This window comes from Ruegeria profundi (genome assembly GCF_020171505.1).
Classification (GTDB): Bacteria; Pseudomonadota; Alphaproteobacteria; order Rhodobacterales; family Rhodobacteraceae; genus Ruegeria; species Ruegeria profundi.
The window spans coordinates 1,081,040-1,103,628 of the sequence record NZ_JAIUZS010000001.1 but is presented as its reverse complement, the minus strand read 5'-3'; the positions used below and the strand labels follow the sequence as shown (position 1 = coordinate 1,103,628).

18 protein-coding genes are annotated in these 22,589 nt (G+C 57.7%); 8 read left to right on the top strand and 10 right to left on the bottom strand.

What is annotated here, in order from left to right:
- The first annotated feature begins 1 nt into the window (after position 1).
- The 4 genes from LCM21_RS05320 (at position 2) to trpB (ending at position 2,700) form a co-directional block, all read left to right on the top strand.
- A complete protein-coding gene (locus LCM21_RS05320) occupies positions 2–352 on the top strand; it encodes a lipopolysaccharide assembly protein LapA domain-containing protein (protein ID WP_068337892.1) in 351 nt (116 codons plus the stop codon).
- Between the two features lie 9 nt (positions 353–361).
- Positions 362–1,003 carry a phosphoribosylanthranilate isomerase gene (locus tag LCM21_RS05315; protein ID WP_224889631.1) on the top strand — a complete coding sequence of 214 codons (642 nt, stop codon included), beginning with the start codon at positions 362–364 and terminating at the stop codon, positions 1,001–1,003.
- 46 nt (positions 1,004–1,049) lie between these two features.
- Positions 1,050–1,385, top strand: a complete 336-nt coding sequence (locus tag LCM21_RS05310; RefSeq protein ID WP_224889630.1) for a hypothetical protein — start codon at positions 1,050–1,052, stop codon at positions 1,383–1,385.
- A 67-nt stretch (positions 1,386–1,452) separates the two neighbouring features.
- Complete coding sequence (trpB, locus tag LCM21_RS05305; protein WP_068337744.1) at positions 1,453–2,700, top strand: tryptophan synthase subunit beta; 1,248 nt, start codon at positions 1,453–1,455, stop codon at positions 2,698–2,700.
- A gap of 178 nt (positions 2,701–2,878) precedes the next feature.
- On the opposite strand, the gene LCM21_RS05300 is transcribed toward trpB, so the two are convergent.
- From LCM21_RS05300 to LCM21_RS05270, 7 genes are all read right to left on the bottom strand, one after another.
- Positions 2,879–3,256, bottom strand: a complete 378-nt coding sequence (locus tag LCM21_RS05300; RefSeq protein WP_224889629.1) for a DUF2237 family protein — start codon at positions 3,254–3,256, stop codon at positions 2,879–2,881.
- Between the two features lie 9 nt (positions 3,257–3,265).
- Complete coding sequence (locus tag LCM21_RS05295) at positions 3,266–4,429, bottom strand: serine hydrolase domain-containing protein (protein ID WP_224889628.1); 1,164 nt, start codon at positions 4,427–4,429, stop codon at positions 3,266–3,268.
- Between the two features lie 81 nt (positions 4,430–4,510).
- The gene (pth, locus tag LCM21_RS05290; RefSeq protein ID WP_224889627.1) at positions 4,511–5,191 is read right to left on the bottom strand and encodes an aminoacyl-tRNA hydrolase; all 681 of its coding nucleotides are present in this window, start codon (positions 5,189–5,191) and stop codon (positions 4,511–4,513) included.
- A 135-nt stretch (positions 5,192–5,326) separates the two neighbouring features.
- Positions 5,327–5,986 (bottom strand): 50S ribosomal protein L25/general stress protein Ctc, encoded by a 660-nt coding sequence (locus LCM21_RS05285; RefSeq protein WP_224889626.1) that lies wholly within the window; start codon positions 5,984–5,986, stop codon positions 5,327–5,329.
- 247 nt (positions 5,987–6,233) lie between these two features.
- Complete coding sequence (locus LCM21_RS05280) at positions 6,234–7,400, bottom strand: alpha-hydroxy acid oxidase (RefSeq protein WP_224889625.1); 1,167 nt, start codon at positions 7,398–7,400, stop codon at positions 6,234–6,236.
- Between the two features lie 137 nt (positions 7,401–7,537).
- Complete coding sequence (gene trpA / locus LCM21_RS05275) at positions 7,538–8,329, bottom strand: tryptophan synthase subunit alpha (protein ID WP_224889624.1); 792 nt, start codon at positions 8,327–8,329, stop codon at positions 7,538–7,540.
- 79 nt (positions 8,330–8,408) lie between these two features.
- Entirely contained in the window at positions 8,409–8,894 is a 486-nt protein-coding gene (locus LCM21_RS05270; protein ID WP_224889623.1) for an acyloxyacyl hydrolase, read from the bottom strand.
- A 198-nt stretch (positions 8,895–9,092) separates the two neighbouring features.
- Between LCM21_RS05270 and ychF the strand changes: the two genes are divergently transcribed.
- Entirely contained in the window at positions 9,093–10,190 is a 1,098-nt protein-coding gene (ychF, locus tag LCM21_RS05265) for a redox-regulated ATPase YchF (RefSeq protein ID WP_068337730.1), read from the top strand.
- Positions 10,191–10,258: 68 nt separating this feature from the next.
- On the opposite strand, the gene LCM21_RS05260 is transcribed toward ychF, so the two are convergent.
- Positions 10,259–10,798: a carboxymuconolactone decarboxylase family protein gene (locus tag LCM21_RS05260; RefSeq protein ID WP_224889622.1), complete on the bottom strand. Its 540-nt coding sequence runs from the start codon at positions 10,796–10,798 to the stop codon at positions 10,259–10,261.
- A 231-nt stretch (positions 10,799–11,029) separates the two neighbouring features.
- On the opposite strand from LCM21_RS05260, the gene LCM21_RS05255 reads away from it, so the two are divergent.
- The 3 genes from LCM21_RS05255 (at position 11,030) to fdhF (ending at position 16,495) form a co-directional block, all read left to right on the top strand.
- On the top strand, positions 11,030–11,914 hold the full coding sequence (locus LCM21_RS05255) for a LysR family transcriptional regulator (RefSeq protein ID WP_224889621.1): 885 nt from the start codon (positions 11,030–11,032) through the stop codon (positions 11,912–11,914).
- A gap of 82 nt (positions 11,915–11,996) precedes the next feature.
- Positions 11,997–13,700, top strand: coding sequence for an NAD(P)H-dependent oxidoreductase subunit E (locus LCM21_RS05250; RefSeq protein WP_224889620.1), 1,704 nt, complete (start codon positions 11,997–11,999; stop codon positions 13,698–13,700).
- Positions 13,701–13,711: 11 nt separating this feature from the next.
- Positions 13,712–16,495, top strand: coding sequence for a formate dehydrogenase subunit alpha (gene fdhF, locus LCM21_RS05245; protein ID WP_224889619.1), 2,784 nt, complete (start codon positions 13,712–13,714; stop codon positions 16,493–16,495).
- A 158-nt stretch (positions 16,496–16,653) separates the two neighbouring features.
- Here fdhF and LCM21_RS05240 read toward each other — a convergent pair whose 3' ends face one another.
- Positions 16,654–20,736 carry a translocation/assembly module TamB domain-containing protein gene (locus tag LCM21_RS05240; protein ID WP_224889618.1) on the bottom strand — a complete coding sequence of 1,361 codons (4,083 nt, stop codon included), beginning with the start codon at positions 20,734–20,736 and terminating at the stop codon, positions 16,654–16,656.
- Positions 20,733–22,535: an autotransporter assembly complex protein TamA gene (locus LCM21_RS05235; protein WP_224889617.1), complete on the bottom strand. Its 1,803-nt coding sequence runs from the start codon at positions 22,533–22,535 to the stop codon at positions 20,733–20,735. Before LCM21_RS05235 ends, LCM21_RS05240 begins: the two co-directional genes overlap by 4 nt.
- Between the last annotated feature and the right edge of the window lie 54 nt (positions 22,536–22,589).

Genomic DNA, 22,589 nt, shown 5'->3' with positions numbered 1-22,589 from the left:
GATGCGTTATCTTCGATATGGATTCCTGGGCATCCTGGGAATCGTGCTGGTGTCAATCTCTCTGGGAAACAGCCAGATTGTTGAGCTGAAACTGATGCCTGATGCCCTGTCCGAGTTACTGGGCTTTAACCTGTCAACATCATTGCCGCTGTTCATTGTGGTTCTGGGTGGCGTCGTGGCCGGTCTGGTGATTGGCTTCCTGTGGGAATGGCTGCGCGAGCACAAGCACCGCAAAGATGCCACGGTGAAGAAGGGCGAAGTGCGCAAGCTTGAGCGAGAGGTTAAAAAGCTCAAGAACAAACAGAACGAAGGCAAGGACGACGTTCTGGCATTGCTGGATGAGACCAACTGAAGCCCTCTCATGTCTGATGCGTCTGTTAAAATTTGCGGTCTGACCGCACCTGATCATGTGCGCGCAGCGGCGGAGGCCGGGGCGCGGTATGGTGGCTTTGTTTTCTTCCCCAAGTCGCCGCGACATCTGACTATTGAGGGCGCGGCAAAGCTTGCCCATCTGGTGCCCCCTGGCGTCGCCAAGGTCGCGCTGACCGTGAATGCGACCGATGAGGAGTTGGATCGCATCACTGCTAATGTACCGCTGGATATGCTCCAACTGCACGGGAAAGAAAGCCCGGACCGCGTGGCCGAGTTGCGCGCACGGTATGGCTTACCGGTCATGAAAGCCGTGGGCGTCGCCGACGCCGAGGATCTGGCCGCGATTGATCTGTATTCCGAGGTGGCCGATCAATTGCTGATCGACGCCAAGCCCCCGCGCCAGTCTGAATTGCCCGGTGGCAACGGCCTTGCTTTTGACTGGCGCCTGCTGGCTGGGCGCAAATATTGGCGGCGTCCATGGATGCTGGCAGGTGGATTAACGCCTGACAACGTCGCTGAGGCGATACGCATGACCGGCGCCCGGCAAGTTGATGTGTCATCAGGCGTGGAAAGTGCACCAGGTGTCAAAGACGCGGCTAAGATTCGGGCATTTATTGAAGCAACGCAGTGATCTGAACGCTGGGTCGCGGCGTATCTCCGTTTAGGAGGGCGCACTTATGCTTGCAGCAATTGGCGGCGTTTCATTGAAACGGTGGTACTACGGCCCCGAACTGCTCTGGCATGCGCGTCAGGCGCTGCTGCAGGCGCGCGGTGATCCGCTGTGTCTGCAAGCGGACGTGTTCACACACCGGGGCCTTTATTTCTCACTGAGCGTTTGGCACGACGTCGAGGCCATGCTGACCTTTGCCCATTCCGGTCCTCATCGCCGTGTAATTCAGGTCACGTCGCGGCTGGCGGACGTGAACCAGTTTCATCATTTCCCCTGCATCGCCATTCCTAGCCGAGAGCAAGCGCTAAAGGTCTGGGCGCAACATTTTGAAGCGGCGGAATAATGCGTTTTGCGATGGCAAATCCCGTCGCCACCTCCTATGAACAACGGGTACGACGATGGAGACACCCATGGCCAACGATCTTTTCAATTCCTTCATGTCCGGCCCGGATGAACAAGGCCGGTTCGGTATTTTCGGCGGGCGGTTTGTCAGTGAAACGCTGATGCCCCTGATCCTGTCGTTGGAGGAGGAATATGAGAAGGCCAAGGATGATCCCACATTCTGGGCCGAAATGGACGATCTATGGGCCAACTATGTGGGCCGCCCGTCACCTTTGTATTATGCGGAACGCCTGACCGAGCATCTGGGCGGCGCGAAGATTTATCTCAAGCGGGATGAGCTGAACCACACCGGCGCGCACAAGATCAACAACGTGCTGGGTCAGATCATTCTGGCACGCCGCATGGGCAAGACGCGGATCATTGCCGAAACCGGGGCAGGGCAGCATGGTGTGGCCACCGCAACGGTCTGTGCCAAGTTCGGTCTGAAATGTGTGGTTTACATGGGCGCGCATGATGTGCAGCGTCAGGCCCCAAACGTGTTCCGGATGCGCCTTCTGGGGGCTGAGGTTATCCCGGTGACATCAGGGCGCGGCACGCTGAAAGACGCGATGAACGATGCTCTGCGGGATTGGGTCACCAACGTACGCGACACGTTCTACTGCATCGGCACCGTGGCTGGTCCACACCCGTATCCAGCGATGGTGCGTGACTTTCAGTCAATCATTGGCAAGGAAGCCAAAGAGCAGATGATGAAGGCCGAGGGCCGTCTGCCTGATACGATCATCGCCGCAATCGGTGGCGGTTCAAACGCCATGGGCCTTTTCTATCCGTTCCTTGATGATAAAGACGTAAACATCATCGGTGTTGAGGCTGGCGGCAAAGGCGTGAACGAAAAGATGGAGCATTGCGCCTCGCTGACCGGTGGTCGTCCGGGCGTATTGCACGGCAATCGCACATACCTGTTGCAAGATGACGACGGCCAGATTCTGGAAGGCTATTCGATCTCGGCCGGTTTGGATTACCCCGGAATCGGCCCCGAGCATTCCTGGCTGCATGATATTGGCCGCGCGAAATATGTCTCGATCACAGACAAAGAGGCGCTGGAGGCGTTCCAGCTATGCTGCGCGACCGAAGGAATTATCCCGGCGTTGGAGCCCTCTCATGCACTGGCGCACGTGATGAAGATTGCGCCTGATCTGCCCAAGGATCACTTGATTTGCATGAATATGTGCGGACGCGGCGATAAGGACGTCCAAACTGTCGCCAAGTATCTGAACTTCGATATGTCCGATACAGAAGGCCGCACGGCAGACTGAACGCCGAGAAGCCAGAAAAGATAGAACCGGCCCCGTCACAGGGCCGGTTTTTTCTTTTTACAAAGCGGTTGAAACCTTCGAGGTTGGACGGACCCATCAGTGCATTTAAGCTCAGGGTGTATCTCGTACTTTCATCTTGTCGTTTGGCGTCTGCTTGGTGCAGGTCCCGTGACCGGAGTCAATCCGCGGTCACAGCATGCAGGCTCAGGATATCCAGCGGTGCCACATCCAAGGCCCGTTGATGGGTTGCCTCAAGATGAACCTTGGGGGCGCAGCCTTCGTCATGGGCTTGCATAAAGCGCCCTGCGCACAGACACCAACTGTCACCGGGTTTCAATCCGGGAAAGTTGAACTCGGGCCGTGGCGTGCTGAGGTCGTTGCCGACATATTTGGAAAAGGCCAGAAACTCGGCCGTCATTACAGCGCAAACCGTGTGGCTGCCCTGATCCTCGGGGCAGGTGTTGCACGCGCCATCGCGGAAGAATCCGGTCAGCGGATCACGTGAACACGGGGCGAGCACACCCCCTAATACATTGATACTGTCTTGTTTTTGCATAGAGCTACCTTACAGGCTTTGGGCGATCTTGCGGAACATTTCTATGTTCTCCTCATTGATGCCCGGATCACGGAACTTGCGATCTGCGGCGGTCGTGACGATCAGAACACCGCGCGGCTGATCGAAATAGATATACTGACCGTAAACACCACGGGCCAGAAACTCGCCCTCGTGCGCGCCAATTGGTACCCACCATTGATACCCATATCCCATTTTGCCAGACGGGGTTGGTGCGCTGGGCAGAACAGAGTCGGCGATCCAGTCTGCTGGGACAATTTGTTGTCCGTCACGCACACCATTCTGCAAAATCATCTGGCCAAAACGCGCAAAATCGCGGGTGGTGAAGTTTAACCCGCCAAGAACAAAGGCAACTCCGGCACCGTCCGTCAGGTAATAGCCGTCATACTCCAAACCCAGGGGTTGAATGATCCTCTCAGTCAGCAATTCAGCCACGCTCCGCCTAGTTGCGCCGCGGATCACCATGCTAATGACATGGGTGTCGATCGATACGTACTGCCAGGTCTCGCCCGGTGTGGCGAAGGTGTTCTGAAAAGACGCGGTGAAGTCGTCCAACTCACCCCCCAAAGCCACAACACGACCCATCCGGTTGATATCTGAATTGCGATCAAAATAATCCTCGTCGAAGGTAATACCGCTGGCCATGTTCAGAACATTGCGGATGGATGCGCCCTCATAGGCGGTGCCTTCCAGTTTTGGCGCGTATTTCACGACCGGGTCATCCAGTGAATCGATTGCACTTTCGTCCACAAGGATGCCCAAGAGCGCTGACAGGTAGCTTTTGGCAACTGACCAGGAAATCCGCCGATCTTCGGGCGCTGTGCCCAGATAATACTCCTCGAACCGGATCTGTCCGGCCTGCATCACAAGCAGAGAGGTGACTTTACGCTCTTTTATCCATGCATCGGCGCCTTCTGGCAGATCAAATGCGGGACCATAAGGCAGCTCCCATGTTGGGCCATTGCCACGGGGCAGCGCGACCGTCAGAAAGGTCTCGTTCATATGAGAGAAGTTTTGAACAATTTTCTCTTCGGAAAACAAAGAATTAACAGCCATCAGGCGCTGTATCTCTTCGCGTTTCCAGAAACCCACAACACTTGCGGCCAGCACCAGCATCAGAACGATACGCAAAAGCCGTTTCAACACTGCTGTCATACTTGCCTCCGCCATCGCCGCAGTATTGGAGCGCACGAGAAATAAGTGCACAATTGGGACGTTACGGTCAGGTGAACAGCCTTATTTGAACTTGTCCAGCAGCTTTTGCATAGCTGAGCGGTTGTCGACCTCTGGTGCAGGGGCTGGGTTTTCGGCTGGTTTGTCTGGCTGTGGTGATGATTTGGAAGACCGGGGCGGGGCCGTGCGTAAAGCGACGGCGTTCATGAATTTTCCGCCATCCCCGTCAGCCAGAAATCCAGCACCATCCGATACACCGCGCAGCACGTCGTCCAGCCAATCGGCGTCAGCCTTGGCAAAATCGCTCAGAACATAGGGAGAGACCAGTTCTTTTCGACCGGGATGGCCGATACCCAGACGCACCCGGTCATAGGCCGGGCTGATATGTTCGTGGATTGAGCGTAAGCCGTTGTGGCCCGCATGGCCGCCCCCCGCCTTGACCCGAACCTTGCCAGGGGCGAGGTCCAATTCGTCGTGAAATACCGTCACATCGGTCGAATCCAGTTTGTAGAACCTCATCGCCTCACCAACGGACTGGCCCGAACGATTCATGAAAGTCTGCGGTTTGATCAAAAGCACTTTCTGACCGCCTAGCCGACCTTCCGCGAGTTCAGCCTGAAACTTGCTTTTCCATGGGCCAAAGCCGTGATCCTCGGCAATCCGGTCCACGGCCAAAAAGCCGATATTATGTCGGTTGCGGGCATATTTCGCCCCCGGGTTTCCCAATCCGACAAACAGCTTCATAGTTTTGTCCTTGCTCACAGCGATATGCACAGGGGGGTGATCGCACGGAATGGCCCCCGTTTTCCAGTGCGGTCGACAAAAGAAAACGGGGCCCGATCTGAGCCCCGTTCAAATTTCCGGAATATGACCCCGGATTTATTCTTCGGCTTCTTCCTGGCCGACGACTTCAACCTCGTCGGGCGCCACTTCGGCCTCTTCGCCTTCTTCCTCATCGCTGGTCGCCAGACCGGTCGGTGCCGAGACGTTTGCGATCACGAAATCACGGTCAATGGTCGGCTTGGTGCCTTCGGGTAGGTCCACCGACGAGATTGTCACGACGTCGTTGATTTCCATGCCAGTCAGATCAACAGTGATCTTCTCAGGAATGTCGCCGGCGGTGCACAGCAGTTCGACTTCGGGGCGCACAACGGTCAAAACGCCGCCTTTTTTGATGCCGGGTGCCGCTTCTTCGTTGATGAATTCAACGGGAATGAACAACGCGATCTTGGTCGTCCGGCGCAGGCGCATCAGGTCCAGGTGGGTTGGCAGGTCTTTGACAACGTCACGCTGAACGTCACGGCAGATGACGCGCACGTCTTCGTGGCCATCAACCTTAAGGTTCCACAGGGTCGACTTGAACCGACCAGCTTTCAGGCGCTTGAACAGTTCATTGAACGGAATCTGAATTGGCAGCGGGTCTTTGTCGCCACCAAAAACAATGCCCGGAACCATGCCGTCGCGGCGTGCTTGACGAGCGGCGCCCTTGCCTGTCCCCGTCCGTTCCAGAGCTACGAGATCAGGAATCTCACCAGCCATGATATATCTCCAATGTTAGGGCGGGCATCCTCCAAGGCTGTATGCCCGCGTGAAGCCGCGTCCTTAGCTTGATTCACTGTGATTGGAAAGGTCTTTTTGGCCGTTATGACCTTTTGCGAGGCTCTGCCTCGCGCTCCGGGATATTTTGGGCCAGATGAATGCGGAACCCGTTGCTTCATCTGGCCGCAAATGTCCAAGGGGAGTTGCCCAGAAGACGGTCGGGGCAGAGCGCCTTTTTTTTACGCGGTCAATCCTGCCAGCGGCCGCCGAAGTCATCGGGGATCAGTAGGTTGTGCCGCCCCAGATCGCCAACACTGCGTTCTCCGCACAGCGCCATTGTTGTGTCCAGTTCCTTTTGGATGACATCCAGCGCAGTCGCTACGCCTTTCTGTCCCATTGCGCCTAACCCGTATACAAAGGCGCGGCCGATATACGTGCCTTTGGCACCCAAGGCGATGGCTTTCAGGACGTCCTGACCAGACCGAATTCCACCGTCCATGTGAACCTCAATATCCCCTCCGACCGCATCCATGATTTGCGGCAGCATGCGAATTGAGCTGAGTGCGCCGTCCAACTGACGCCCGCCGTGGTTTGAAACGACTATGGCATCAGCACCTAGTTTTACGGCCTTCTTGGCGTCTTCAGCATCCAGAATACCCTTCAGGATGACCTTGCCGCCCCATTCCTGCATCAGCTTTTCGACCTTTGCCCAATCAAGGCTGGGATCGAACTGTTCAGCTGTCCATGCACCCAGCGACGAAGCGTCCGAGATACCGTCAACATGCCCAACGATGTTGCCGAACTCGCGGCGCTTGGCGTTCAGCATCTCGATCCCCCAGGACCATTTAGTCATCAGGTTTGCGATTGATTTGGGGGTCAGTTTCGGCGGCGCTGACAGGCCGTTCTTCAGATCTTTGTGTCGCTGTCCAAGGATTTGCAGGTCCAGCGTGATCACGAGCGCCGAGCATTTTGCATCTTTGGCGCGCTGGATCAGGCGGCTGACATAGTCCTGATCCTTCATCGTATAAAGCTGGAACCAGAAGGGTTTCGTGGTGTGTTCAGCCACATCTTCGATCGAGTTGATCGACATGGTCGACAGGGTGAACGGCACGCCGAACTCTTCGGCGGCCTTGGCAGCCTTCATCTCGCCATCCGCGTGCTGCATGCCCGTTAACCCCACCGGGGCAAGCGCGACAGGCATGGCCACGTCTTCACCAATCATTTGCGAGGCGGTCGAGCGCCCGGACATATCGACGGCAACACGTTGGCGCAGGCGGATATCCGAAAAATCCGAGCTATTTTCCCGAAAGGTCTGTTCCGTCCAACTGCCGCTTTCGGCGTAGTCGTAAAACATACGCGGTACGCGGCGTTCGTAGATGTGCCGCAGGTCTTCGATGGTTGTGATTACGGACATTAAACAGCGCCTCTGGTGAATGGGTCACGCAGTTTTACTGGCGCAATCCGCTTGGTGCAATCGTCCGCTGGCATGAAAAACCGCAGCACGCTGTTCGCTTGCTGCGGTGTCTCTTGAATAGCTTATTTGCCGGGCGGTCAGGCCGAGTGCGCACCGTCGGCCAGTGACTTTACAAAGTCCAGAACCTCGGCCACGGGTTTACCTGCCGCGATCTGACTGACGATAGCTGAACCAACGACCGCGCCATCAGCAACGCTGGCGATTGCGTTGGATTTTTCCGGCGAGTTGATGCCAAAGCCCACAATGACCGGCAGGTCGGTTGCCGACTTGATCCGCGCCACTTCTGGCCCGACATTCGTGGCCTGCGCCTCGGCCGCGCCGGTGATGCCGGTGATCGAGACGTAGTACACAAAGCCCGACGTGTTCTGCAGAACGCGGGGCAGGCGTTTGTCATCGGTGGTAGGCGTGGCAAGGCGGATAAAGTTCAGGCCCGCGGCCTGGGCTGGCAGGCACAGTTCCTCATCTTCTTCCGGGGGCAGGTCAACCACGATCAGGCCATCGATGCCTGCGGCCTTGGCGTCATCCAGAAACTTTTCAACACCACGGCTGTAGATCGGGTTGTAGTACCCCATCAGAACAATCGGGGTCGTATCGTCAGTCTCGCGGAAGGCGCGAGCCAGATCCAGGGTTCGCTGCAAGGTCATGCCCCCATCCAGGGCCCGCTGACCAGCCGCCTGAATGGTCGGCCCATCGGCCATCGGGTCCGTGAAGGGCAATCCCAGTTCAATGACGTCCACCCCGGCACCGGGAAGTCCCTTCACGACCTCAAGCGATGTGTCGAAATCCGGGTCACCCGCCATGATATAGGCGACAAACGCCTTTTTACCTTCGGCCTTGAGGGCGGCGAACTTTGCGTCGATACGGGTCATCTGCAGTCCTTGCATTCAGGTTTCGACCTGATGTGCAGAAACTTTGCGCGAAAATCAATCCCGGTCCTGCTGCAACACCTCAGTAGGTGAAGTGATATCTTAGCAAAGCTTCGTTGACGCCCGGGTTGTCATGCTGCGTGCTGGCATTCGATTTATGGGTAATTGCGAAAGACAGCTTGTCGCCGTTGATCAGCGTATAGCCGATGCCCAGCAGACTGCGAATCTGGAACTCACCCCCCAGGTCATTCCTGTCTTTGCCTTCGGAATAATAGCCAGGCATAACGCTGCCTTCAACGAACCAACGGTCCGCAAACGTGTAAAACCCGATCAAACCGAACCCAGCATGGACATCGCCGGCTGTATCCACCGTCAGAGCCGTTCCCCATGCAGCGGAAAAGCGTGTAGCCTCATGAAAAGGACGATGCTGGTACTCAAGCGAAAAGACGGCTTCATCGCTGGCCGCGCTGTGAGAAAAATCTGCATACCCCGCACCAAAGACAATGGACTGCGCCTGTGCTGTCTGGGCCACAAGCATAAGCGCAAGCGGCGCGATAGTTTTCTTCATGTCAGGAATTCACTATTTGTTTGATTTCGGCTTGTTACGTGGCGACCCTATGCCGTGGTTTTCAATAAGCCCAAGTTCACAGATGACGAACGTTTACGTGATGTTTCCAATCGGGCTAACCGACCAATCAGCAGTCCGGCTTGCGCATTTCCCCGGACACGCCTAGAAGACGCCGTCGTATCGCTTCAGGAGGGCAGGATGGGCTTTAAAATGGGAATCGTGGGTCTGCCGAATGTCGGCAAGTCGACCCTGTTTAATGCGTTGACCAAAACCGCCGCTGCCCAGGCGGCGAACTTCCCGTTCTGCACCATTGAGCCCAACGTGGGCGACGTGGCGGTTCCTGACGCGCGGCTGGACAAGTTGGCGGCGATTGCGTCGTCCAAGCAGATTATCCCGACGCGCATGACGTTTGTGGACATTGCCGGATTGGTCAAAGGCGCGTCCAAAGGCGAAGGGCTGGGCAATCAGTTCCTTGCCAATATCCGTGAGACCGACGCCATCGCCCATGTCCTGCGCTGTTTCGAAGATGGCGATGTAACCCATGTTGACGGTCGCGTGGATCCGGTCGCGGATGCCGACACGATCGAAACCGAGCTGATGTTGGCCGATCTGGAAAGCATCGAAAAGCGACGCGCTAATCTGGTGCGCAAGCTGAAGGGCAACGATAAGGAAGCGCAGCAGCAAGACCGCCTTCTTGCCGACGCTCAGGCTATGTTGGAAAGTGGCAAACCCGCGCGTTTGGTCGAGGTTTCGGACGAAGACGCCAAGGCGTGGAAGATGCTGCAGCTGTTGACGACCAAGCCAGTGCTTTATGTCTGCAACGTGTCCGAGGAAGAAGCTGCCGAAGGCAACGAATACTCTGCCCGCGTGGCCGAAATGGCCGCGGCGCAGGGCAACGCGCATGTTATCATCAGCGCCAAGATCGAGGAAGAGATCAGCCTGCTGGAAGAGGATGAGGCGCAGATGTTCCTCGAAGAGATGGGTCTGGAAGAACCCGGCCTCGACCGTCTGATCCGCGCCGGCTACGATCTGCTGAAGCTGGAAACCTATTTCACCGTCGGCCCGAAAGAGGCCCGCGCCTGGACCATTCGCACCGGCACCGCCGCACCGCAGGCCGCTGGCGTAATCCATGGCGATTTTGAGAAAGGGTTCATCCGCGCCGAGACCATCGCCTATGACGACTACATCGCCGCCAATGGCGAGCAGGGGGCGAAAGAAGCTGGTAAAATGCGGGCCGAGGGCAAGGGGTACATCGTCAAGGATGGCGATGTCATGCACTTCCTGTTCAATACCTGATCCGGGCGTTTCCGACCAATCTGACCTGTTTTGAGTTGGGCCGCTGTGCCCATCGTCGTCAGGGCTGTTCAGCCTGCCGACAACCAGGCCCGCCTGCGCAGAACTGCGATATCGCACACTGTGGCGTATCCCATCGCGCGTTTGATGTTCGGAAGAAGCGCCGCGCCGTTCATGGCAAAACTCACCTCAATCAAACCAGCGTCTCCATAAGCTGTCTTGATGATTTCACGTGCCTCAGTGTCATCCTCGTGTCGACCAACAACCGCATCTGTCAGATTTGCGACGGCCGTCACATCCTCGGGAAGCTCTGAATAATCGGATCGCAACACTGCATCTATCGTTGCTTCGTCAAGGCCTGCTTGCCCCGCAAGGTTGATTTCCGCTTCTACACAGATACCGCAATCTGCAGCAATCGCGCCGCGCATGCGGGCCGTGTGATATGCCAGTGCGGGAACGTGTTTGTTCGGGTCGAGAAACCCGAAAATGCGGTTGTACCGCATGAGAAGACCCATGTCGGTCTCCGCGATCTTGTGAGTATAATCCAGTTTAACACCGATACGGTTTTCTGCGCGCCGAATAATACGCGCGGCGAGTTTCTTGAGTAACACGTCGTCCTCCCTTTGAACTGTGCTGTCCTCACACGTAGTATCGAGTTTTTCTTCACGAATGACTTAACTTGCCGTGAAGCTCACAATCGGTTTATCCCGCGCGATCACGGGCACTGGAAAGCGCTCCGCGTGTTGCTGGCTAAATGCGACAGTCCGGGTCAATTCATTCGTTTCTATGCAGCACGCCCGCCGTTAAGGTGGGGGCTGATTTGCCTTGTGAGACGCCCTGAAATGATCGAAATCCGTGACCTACAATTGCTCAGCGCCCTCGCGCGGCACCGACATTTTGCCAAAGCGGCCGAAGAATGCGGGATCTCGCAGCCTGCCTTTTCGATGCGTATTCGCAATCTCGAAGACCGGCTTGGCGTTTCGATTGTCCGCCGTGCGAACCGGTTTCAGGGGCTGACCGAAGAAGGCGCGATGATCGTCCAGCGGGCGCGGCGCATCCTCGACGACACCAAAGCGCTGGAACAGCAGGTTCTGGCGGTAAAGGGTGAGATTACCGGCACTTTGATTCTGGGTGTGATCCCAACGGCGATTGCATTCACGGGGCATCTGATCAAGCACCTGCGGGACGCGCATCCTCGTATTGTGACCCGGATCGAAACCCTGTCCTCCACCGTGATACAGTACCGGCTGGACGAAGGCAGCATAGATGCCGGAGTGACCTATGGCGACAGTATCGGCACTGACTTGCGCAGAGTGCAGCCGCTGTACGAAGAGACCTATGTGCTGTTGGTCCCAACACATATGACGGATGAAACCGGCCCAATTCCGTGGGGTCGAGTAGCCGAATTCCCGCTGAGCCTGCTTGAGCCTCAGATGCAAAACCGGCGTATTCTTGACCGAATTTTTGCCGAGCATGGTTTGCATCCGGACGTGGTTGCGGAAACCAGTGGTTTTTCCGCCTCAATGGTCATGGCGTGCGAGGGGCTGGCGGCAACCGTCGTCCCCCACGTTCTGGTACGCGCCTTGGGTGATCTGACGGGGACCAGGGTGTTACCGCTGGTCGATCCGGTGGTCAGCAAACCGATTTGTCTGGCCACCTTGATCCGTGAACCAGAACTGCCAACGGTTGATGCTTTGCGTGATGTGGTGACGTCTTTGGAGCAATAATATTTCCTTATCGTGCGATTGAAATATGCGATTTGACGATATGCTAGTCTGATGACATTCGGACTCTCAATCGGAGGACATCATGGCACCATTAGATACCAAGCCATCCGGCGCCCCCAAGGGCGTCTGGAAGTCAGGTAAAGGCAAGGGACGGCACACACCCAAGGGCCGTCAATTCACGGACGAGGCGCAGGCCGAAATCGCAGCCCTTTTGGGCGACCGACCGCGACGCCGGGACTTACTTATTGAATTTCTGCACTTAATTCAGGATGCGCACGGCCACATAAGCGCCGATCACATCGCTGCGTTGGCAGTGGAAATGCGGGTCGGTCAGGCCGAAATCTATGAAACGGCCACCTTCTATGCCCATTTCGATGTGGTCAAAGAGGATGAGGTCCCTCCGCCCGCGCTGACGATCCGGGTTTGTGATTCTCTGTCCTGCGAAATGGCCGGTGCCCAGCAGTTGCAAAAGGCGCTGGAAGATGGGTTGGATGCATCACAAGTTCGTGTCCTGCGCGCGCCCTGCATGGGGCGTTGTGATACGGCCCCTGTGCTTGAGATCGGTCACAATCACATCGACCATGCGACCCCGGAAAAGGTGCAGGCGGCGATTGCTGCCGATGATACGCATGCCCATCTGCCTGACTACGAAACCTTCGCGACCTATGAGGCCGAAGGTGGTTACGCCAAACTGAAAGAGCTGCGTGAGGGCGGCGATTGGGAAAAGGTGCAGGAAGACGTCCTGTCCTCGGGTCTGCGTGGTCTGGGCGGTGCTGGCTTCCCGTCCGGTAAAAAGTGGGGTTTTGTTCGCATGAACGAAGGTCCGCGTTATCTGGCCGTGAATGGCGACGAGGGCGAGCCGGGCACCTTCAAAGACCGCTACTACCTTGAGCGCACTCCGCATGTATTCCTTGAGGGTATGCTGATTGCCGCCTGGGCGGTCGAGGCGCAGACCTGCTTCATCTACATGCGCGATGAATACCCGGCGGTTCTGGAAATTCTGCGCCGCGAGATTTCGGCGTTGGAAGACGCAGGCATTGTCGAAAAAGGCTACATCGACCTGCGTCGCGGTGCCGGTGCTTATATTTGCGGTGAAGAATCCGCGATGATCGAATCGATTGAGGGCAAGAAGGGCCTGCCGCGTCATCGTCCTCCGTTTGTGGCGCAGGTTGGGGTCTTTAACCGCCCAACTTTGGTCCACAATGTCGAGACACTTTATTGGGTGTCGAAAATCTGCCGCGAGGGGCCGCAGATCCTGAATTCAGTTGAAAAGAATGGCCGCAAAGGCCTGCGCAGCTATTCGGTCTCGGGCCGGGTCGCGCAGCCGGGTGTCTACCTTTTGCCTGCGGGGTCGACCATCCTTGACGTGATTGATGCCGCCGGCGGTATGGCTGAGGGCAACGTGTTCAAGGCCTATCAACCGGGTGGGCCGTCCTCTGGCCTCTTGCCCGCGTCAATCAACGACGTACCACTTGATTTCGACACATTGCAACCGCTGGGCACCTTTATCGGGTCCGCTGCCGTGGTCGTTCTATCTGATCAGGACACAGCCCGCGATGCGGCGCTGAACATGCTGCGCTTCTTCGAAGATGAAAGCTGCGGCCAGTGCACCCCTTGCCGGGCGGGCTGCGAAAAGGCGGTAAAGCTGATGCAGGCCGACAAATGGGATCAAGACCTGCTGGAAGACCTGTGTCAGGTCATGGGCGATGCCTCGATCTGCGGTCTGGGGCAAGCGGCCCCGAACCCGATCCGTCTGGTCATGAAACATTTTGCTGACGAAATCTGAAGGAGACAGCCATGCTTGATGCAAGCCCAACCAAGACCGTCACCTTCAACCTGAATGGACAAGACGTCACCGTGCCCGAAGGCTGGACCATCTGGGAAGCCGCCAAGGGGCAGGGGTTCACCATTCCTCACCTGTGCCACAAGCCGCAGCCGGGGTATCGCCCGGATGGCAACTGCCGCGCCTGCATGGTCGAGGTGGAAGGCGAGCGCACTCTGGTCGCCTCGTGCATCCGTCCTGCGGCAGAGGGAATGGTGGTGAAGACCGACTCAGAGCGTGCTGAGAAATCGCGCGCGATGGTCATGGAGTTGCTGGTCGCCGACCAGCCTGAAGAAGCGCATGACAAGTCCAGCCATTTCTGGGACATGGCTAAGCTGAACGATGTCAGCAACAGCCGTTTCCCCGCGAAAGAGCCTGAAAAAATCCCACTGCTGGATGACAGCCACGTTGCGATGCGCGTCAATCTGGACGCCTGCATCAATTGTAACCTCTGTGTCCGTGCCTGCCGCGAAGTTCAGGTGAATGACGTGATCGGCATGGCCGGTCGCGGGCATACCTCGCAGGTGGTGTTCGACCAGAACGACCTGATGGGTGATTCAACCTGTGTGGCCTGTGGCGAATGCGTTCAGGCCTGCCCGACCGGCGCACTTATGCCCGCAACGGTGCTGGATGATCAGCAAAAGGGCGACAGCAAGGACTACGATAGCGAAACCGAAAGCGTCTGCCCTTTCTGCGGTGTGGGCTGCAAAGTCTCGCTGAAGGTCAAGGACGGCAAGGTCAAGTATGTCGAGGGCATCAACGGCCCTGCAAACGAAGGCCGCTTGTGCGTTAAAGGCCGCTTTGGCTTTGACTATATCCACCACCCGCACCGCCTGACCAAGCCTCTGATCCGGCGTGAGGACGCGCCCGAGAAGGGTTTGAACGTCGATCCAGGCAACCTGTCGACCCATTTCCGCGAAGCGACCTGGGAAGAGGCGATGGATCTGGCCGCCACCAAGCTGATGGCCTTGCGCGACGAAGACCCGCGCAGCGTCGCAGGGTTTGGTTCGGCCAAGTGTACCAACGAAGAGGCCTACCTGTTCCAGAAGTTCATCCGTCAGGGTTTCAAGCACAACAACGTCGACCACTGCACCCGTCTGTGCCATGCGTCGTCCGTTGCGGCGCTGATCGAAAACGTGGGTTCGGGCGCTGTGACTGCGACCTTCAACGAGATCGAAAACGCTGATGTGGCGATCATCATCGGGGCGAACCCGGTCGAAAACCATCCTGTCGCGGCGACCTATTTCAAGCAGTTCGCCAAGCGCGGCGGCAAGTTGATTGTGATGGACCCGCGCGGCGTCGGCATGCGCAAATTCGCAAGCGAGATGCTGCAATTCCGTCCGGGGGCGGATGTTTCGATGCTCAACGCGATCATGAACGTGATCGTCGAAGAAGAACTGTATGACAGCCAGTACATCCACCGCTGGACCGAGGATTGGGCGGCAGAAAAAGAACATCTGCGCCAGTTCACGCCCGAGGCGATGGCCCCGATCTGCGGTATCGAACCCGATCAGATACGCCGCGTGGCGCGTACCTTTGCACAGGCCAAGGCCGGTCTGATCTTCTGGGGTATGGGCGTCAGCCAGCATATCCACGGTACGGATAACTCGCGCTGCCTGATTTCGCTGGCTCTGATGACTGGCAACGTTGGGAAACCCGGTGCGGGCCTGCATCCGCTGCGTGGTCAGAACAACGTGCAGGGCGCATCTGACGCGGGCCTGATCCCGATGTTCCTGCCGGACTATCAGACTGTGACCGATGACAACATCCGGGCCAAGTTCAACAACGTCTGGAACTCAGACGACTTTTCGAATGAAAAAGGCCTGACAGTTACTGAGATCATTGATCAGGCCTATGCGGGTAACATCAAGGGTATGTACATCATGGGTGAAAACCCCGCGATGTCCGACCCGGATGTGAACCACGCACGCGACGCGTTGGCCAAGCTCGATCTGATGATCGTGCAGGATATCTTCCTGACCGAAACGGCAAACTACGCCGATATCATCCTGCCGGCCTCGGCGCTGTATGAAAAGAACGGGACCACCTCGAACACCAACCGTCAGGTGCAGCGTGTGCGGCCTGCCGTGGCACCTCCGGGGGATGCGCGTGAGGACTGGAAAATCACAGTCGAACTGGCGCAGCACATCGGGCTGAACTGGGAATACACAGACGTTTCCGAGGTGTTTGCCGAGATGAAGCTGACCATGGCGTCGCTGGACAACATCACGTGGGAGCGGTTGGAAAACGCCTCGATCACATACCCGTCGCTGAGTGAGACTGATCCAGGTCAGTCCATCGTGTTTGGCGACGGATTCCCACGGGCAGGCGGCAAGGCCAAGTTCACGCCGGCCAGTGTTATCCCACCGGATGAAGCACCGGATGCGGAATACCCGATGATTGCCACCACTGGCCGCCAACTTGAGCATTGGCACACCGGCGCAATGACTCGCCGAAGCACGGTTCTGGACGCGGTCGAGCCTGAAGCGAACTGTTCGATGAACCCGCGCACGCTCAAGCTGATGGGAATTGAACCGGGCGAGATGGTCCGCCTGACCACGCGTCGCGGCTCGATCGAGATCATGGCCCGCGCCGACCGGGCCATTGCCGAGGACATGGTCTTCATCCCCTTCGCCTTCGTTGAGGCGGCTGCGAATGTTCTGACCAATTCGGCCATCGATCCCTATGGGAAGATCCCCGAGTTCAAGTTCGCGGCCATTCGCGTTGAAAAGATCGGGGACGCGATCGCGGCAGAGTAACTCTTTGTTAGTGACAATCTGGAAAAGGCGGGGCTGCAACAGTCCCGCTTTTTTGTCTTTTCAAAGGTCCACGCGTGGCGGCCCTGATCCAAGTAGATTCACGCTTCAACCGGGCTCACGCCACGGGTCGAAAAATTAGTTGATGCCGAGTGACGTCGCTAGTAATCGCGTTCGAAAAACACACCGAGCCCAGTTTCACCGCGCCCGTCCACCGTGCCGCGCACGGTGAAACTGTCAGTGACATCAAGGTTCAGGTTCACTTCGGTGTCGCCTTCCGTGTTGACGGTGAAATCGGTGTAAAGGTTATCGCTCAGGTATGCCCCGGCACCCAGGCGCCCGGTACCACCTTCGCTTGCACCGATATCCACTGTGTCCACGCCCGCAGCCTCGCGCAGCCCCTTGGTTGTGTCTCCGACTGCGCCGCTGAGTTGCGCCAGCGACGCCGCCATCTGGGCAATCACAAACGGTGAGATTTCCGAAAAACGATTGCCGAACAAGAGCATGGCCAGCGCTTCCTCGGCGGGGCGTTCAGGGTCCGAGAAAACATCAACCTTGGGCGAATCCAGTGGCCCGGCGATTTCGATGGTGGCAGTGCCGTCGGATGTGCTGGTGGACGAGGCGAATTCGATATAGGGTTTCAGGTCCCCTTGTAACGTCACAAGCCCCTTGGTTAGCGCCAGCCTGCGCCCCAGAATATCAAAGTTACCACGGATCAGTTCAATTTGCCCGGATGGAATGATCGAGGTCGTCGTGCCGCCGATAAACAGCCTTCCACCCAGTTCCGCGTTCACGCCCCGACCGCGGACAAAAACCGCCTTGGGTGCCAGCAGACTGATGTCCAACGCGATGCGGGATTCGCTCTTGGTTTGACCTTCCTCAACAACCAGCCCCGCCCGTTCGCGGGTGATGAAGACCGGTTGGCTTTCATCTAAGTGTTCGATCTCGGGGATCGGCGCGGCCCCTACGGCACCTGATGCCGCGGCAAGGTTTATGTTCGTTTCTTCAAACGTGATCTGACCGGTAAGTGCACTGTTACCCGCCAGGGTGCCGGTCATGGCGATTTCGCCATTCAGTGTAGTCTCGTACAGCAATTTGTCCGTAAGCACGAGGTTGTTGAGACGTGTAACTATGTTCGCGTTCAGCGGTGGCGTAAGGTCCAAGGGGCCGGACACGGTAAAGTTTCCGCCTGCACGCATTCCTCCGCTCAGCGAGATCGTTGCCCGGCTTTCCGCAAGCTCAACCGATCCGCTGATGCCGGTGACTGTCTGTCCGATACCGGGCAGCGCAAGCGACGTACCAGAGGTGGTGATGGACCCGCTTAGCGCGCCAAGACCGGGTTTCCCCCGTAGCCTTAGATTGTGCCGCGCGGTTCCTTCAATCTTGTTGGGCGAAATAAAGAGATTGGCCACACCCAAATTGATGCCGCCCTGCGCCTCAAGATCGGCCTCGCCCGAGGTCTCATCAAATGTTCCTTTGATCGTGCTGCTAATCTCGGCAGGGCCATTTGCCGACCCGTCGATGGTCCATACGCCACCGTTACGTTTAGCGTTGCCAATTGCCGCAACAGTGCCAGGGAACTCGGGCGCAAAGCGTTCGATCCTGTTCAGTTTGGCATCGAAATCCAGATCGGCCGAGCCATCCGAGTCTACGGTTCCGGTCAATTCCGCATAAGAACTGTCGGGCCCGGTCAACCGTGTGGTGCCTTCCAGCCCTGAAGGCGTTGGGGCAACATTACCGTCCAGTGTCAGTGGCCCGGACACCAAGGTGTTGACGCGGGCCAGATCATCAAGCCGGGCATTGAAGCTTAGCCCTCCGGCCTCGCGGTCCAGCTGGCCCGATGCCGTTGCGGTGAGGGCGGTGCCCGTCAGGCGAAAGGTGCGGATATCCACCCCTTGTTCACCGTTCGCGGCGTCGATGTTTAGGGTGGTGCGGCCTTGGATCAAGGTATCGACCATTTCGATGCCGGTTCGAATGTCGTCTGCGTTCACCTCGCCCTGAATATCGAAAATCCCGTTGGCAATGGCCGCGTTCCCTTGGATATTGGCCGCGATCGAACCGCCCAGATCGCGTTTTGCCAGCCCCGAGAACAGCGACAGATCAGGAGCATTAATGCGGGCATTGCCGTCTATGGCCAGATTGCTGGTCGGATCATCAACCGTTGCGGCAACCTGTGCGGTCAAGGCGGCGCCGTTCACCGTCGCCTCGCGAATTTCGATCCGGTCGCCTGAATACGCGCCATCCCAATTGATCACGGTTTTGCCTGCCAGCAGAGGATCAATCTCTGACATCCCGGTCTTGATGTCCTGACCGGTCACACTGGCCGTGCCGTCAAATTCCAGCGTCTGTACCGCGCCTTTCCCGACTACCTTTGCCTGCAGCGCGCCACCAAGGTCACGTTTTGCCAATCCGGAAAAAACAGACAGGTCAGACGCTGTAACGCTGGCTTGTCCGTCGATGGTCAGGTTGCCATTGGGGGTTGTGATGTCTCCGTTGGCCTGCGCCTGCGCAGCCGCGCTATTCAGCGCAAATTCGCGGATGGTGATGCCGCCACTGCCACGGCTGCCATCCACGGTAATCGTTGTTTCCCCCTTGATGATCGGGTCGATGTCGTCGCGACCTGTCACTAGATTGCGACCTTCAACAGTCAATTTACCATCAAAACTGCCCTCTAACGTTGAGCCGTTGCCGTCGATCCGAGCCGATGCCTGACCGCCAAGGTCAAGCTGCGCCAGGTCTGAAAACCGGGCCAGATCCGTTGCGTTGAGCACGGCGGAGCCATCCACCGTCAAGCCAGTGTCCAGCCCGTCGATCAGCGCATCCAGTGCTAAGGTATAGTCAGTTCCGACCAGTTCGAACCCGGACAGGTTCAAGGTTTGGTCGCTGCCATAGTCGAACTGGCCGTCCAGCGTCAGGCGGTCCCCCAAAGCGGTATTGATGGCTTGATCGTTCAGATCAACCCCATCCACAATGGCTTGAAGATCGCCCTGTATGCTGAAGGCGTCGCCCTGTTCCAGCGTGCCCTGTGCTGTGATCGCGGCATCCCTCAGGCTCGCTTGGGGCGATTGAAACGCATCTGCCGTCAGGCTCAAGTCCCAGAGGTTCCCGTTTGCGCGATCAAACAACGCAGAAATCTGTGCTGCCTCAATCGAGGTATCCCCGCCACTGACTGGCAAGACCACGGTTTCTCCGTCAGGTGGTGTGATCCGGCCCTGCAGGGCCACCATTTCCAACGTGCCGCCCTCGGCCAGTTGCAGTTCGCCCTTCAAATCAAGGGCTTGCGTGGTCAGTTCAATATCAGGAAGGTCCAGCGCGCCTTGTGGCTTGGTCTGACCGTTGACAAACACGCGTGTATTTGGCCCAAAGAACGGGTCAAGATCCTCGGCCATGAACGGGGTCAGGTCACCGCCCAGATCGGCGGTGAACGCTATTCCGTCCGCCGCGCCGGTTTCTGCGGCGCGCAGTTGAACCTGTCCGGTAACTCTCGGCTGTCTGTCACTGCTCAGGGCAATATCGGCTGTGAAATCCGTTAGTGGACCGGCTCCCTTGGCGGTGAACCCAATCGCGGGGCTGTCGGGGATTTTTAGCGCCGTAGAGATAACGCCGCCCTCAGCCTCACTCACATCCAAATCCAGATTGATTTCACGCGACGCGTTCTGGAACCCGGCTGTCAGAGTCACCCTGTCGCCAGCACGGTCCAGCCGGGTTATGTCCAGGTTGGTATCCAGCGTGCCATCGGCCAACGAGAGATTGCCGGTCACCGAAAGTGCAGCGGCAACACCAATCAATGGCTCACCCAGCAACAGCTCATTGATTCGGATTTCCCCGATCTCAACCGAAACCGGTAACTCTGGCAGCTCAAACGGCTGAGTTTCAGCCGCAGGCTCCGGCGTGTCCTTGGTGGTTGTACCGGGTGCGCGCGCGATGTCGATCTCTTGCGCGGTCAGAGCATTGACCGAGAACCGCCCCCGGATCAGGGCGAGCCTGTTCCAGTCCAGTTCGGCCTGTTTGATGGTTAGCCAGACGCCTTCGTCGTCAGAAACGGTGATCTCTTCGATCGTGGCGCGTGCGCTCAGCGCGCCTTGCAGGCCTTTCACGGTTACGTTCTGATCGTCACCTGACAGGGTGTCCTGCAGGAACCGCTCTAGCATGCTGCCGCCGCCGTCGTCCTGCTGCGCAAAAACGGGCGGTGCGGTCAGGATCAGCACCGTTGTTACAACCGGATATGAATACTGCCGTATCAAAATGCCTGTCCGATCCCGATATAAAACTGCAGTCCGCCATCCGTGTCGCCCTGAACCGGCAGGGCCAGGTCAAGACGCAGCGGGCCAAAGCCGCCCAGATCATACCGTACCCCAAGGCCTGCGCCCGAGTGATACTCGGCACCGCTGCCAATGAACGAGGACGTGTCTACGGTACCGAAATCATAGAACCCGACAAGCGATATCGCATCGGTAATCTTGCCGCGGATTTCACCGGAAAGCCCAAGAAAGGATTTGCCGCCTGCGACGCCACCATTGACCGGGATGCCCAGGCTTTCAAACGGTTGCCCGCGCACCGTTCCGGCACCGCCTGAGAAAAACAGGAAATCCGGCGTCACCCCGTCTAAGGCTGGGCCGATTACCGAGCCAAGTTGCACGCGGCCAGCCAGCACGATTCGCCCGCCTGTGCGCAGACTTGTATAGCCGCGTCCGTCGAAAAACAGCCTAAGACCAGTTTCCGTGCCTGAAAGCCCGACAAAGGGCATCGCCTGCGCATCCAGATAGAAACCCCGGGTAGCGCTGACCTTGCTGTCGCGCTGGTCCCATTCTGACCGCAGCGGAAGGATGAAGTACCGGAACTTACGCCCATCGCCAAAGGCATCATCCGCATCTGACCATTGAAACCCGGCCGATGCTTCGGCGTATAACCGATCCGAAAAAGTGCGCCGTGCACCATAGGCCAAGGCGGTGATTGTAACGTTGTAGTTGTCGGTATTCTTCCGCTCCAGCAACGCGCTCCAGAAAGTATTGTCGTCCGGACCGAGCCGGTCAGGTTGATCCAGACGCAGGCCAAAGCGTCCGTCCAGATCTTCGGTCCCGCCGATGTTGCGCAGTGCAGCCTCGAACCGCAATCGTTCCGCGCGGCGGAAAACATTGCGATGTGTCCACGTCGCAGTCACGTCCAGCCCGGCGTTCGAAGCAAGCTCGACCCCGAATGTCAGGCGGCGCTTTGGCAAATCTTCGAACGTGGCAATGAAATCCAGTGTTCCATCCGGGTTGGGTGTCTCTTCTTCTTCGATCGAAACGACGCTGAATGTGCCGGTTCGACGCAGCCGAGTGCCAACCCTCTGGATATTTTCGGGCGAAAAGACTTCTCCCGAAGGAAACCCGGCGATCTTTTCAATCGACCGATGACGCACATCAGTGTCGCCTTTGATGATCATCTTGCCAAAGGTCAGGCGCGGGCCCGGCGCAAGCGCGATCTGGGCATCCAGCCTTCTTTGGGCATGGCGGGCGATAACGCTTTGGCTCTCAAGTTCTGCCTTGGCATGGCCAGCATTGCGCCACCCCTGCACCCCGTCCGAAACTGCCCGTTGGATGGCCCCGGTCGTCGCCGGCTTACCAGTGGCGAAGCCCTCGGGCAGGACTGTTTCCGGTGCGACAGGGGCGATGACGGCGGTGCCGAACGTGAAGGTCGGCCCTGTCTCGACCGTAATGACCGCGCGGTTGATTGCGTTGGGTACGGTCAGCGAACTCATCTCAGCCGCTTCCTGCCCATCCAGTTTTATGCTGACGACGGGGCTGAAATAGCCCTCATCATACAGAATCTGAACAATGGTTCGGTAATCCGACAAGGCCGCGGACAGGATTTCCAAGGGCGTGTCCAACCCCCTGCTGTCCGCCGTTGCGACCGAGGAGGTTTCCTCGATACGCTCAACCAGCGCCTTTGGCGCACCGGGCGCATTGAGTGTTATCTCTAACGCAGCCAGAGAGGATGGAAAGGCGACCATCACGCCGAGCAGACAGTATTTTACAAAGGCCCGTGGCCCGCGTCCCCGCATCGAATGGCTCCAACTGCCCCAAGTCGAAATCAGTTTCACCGTCTTATGAAAAAT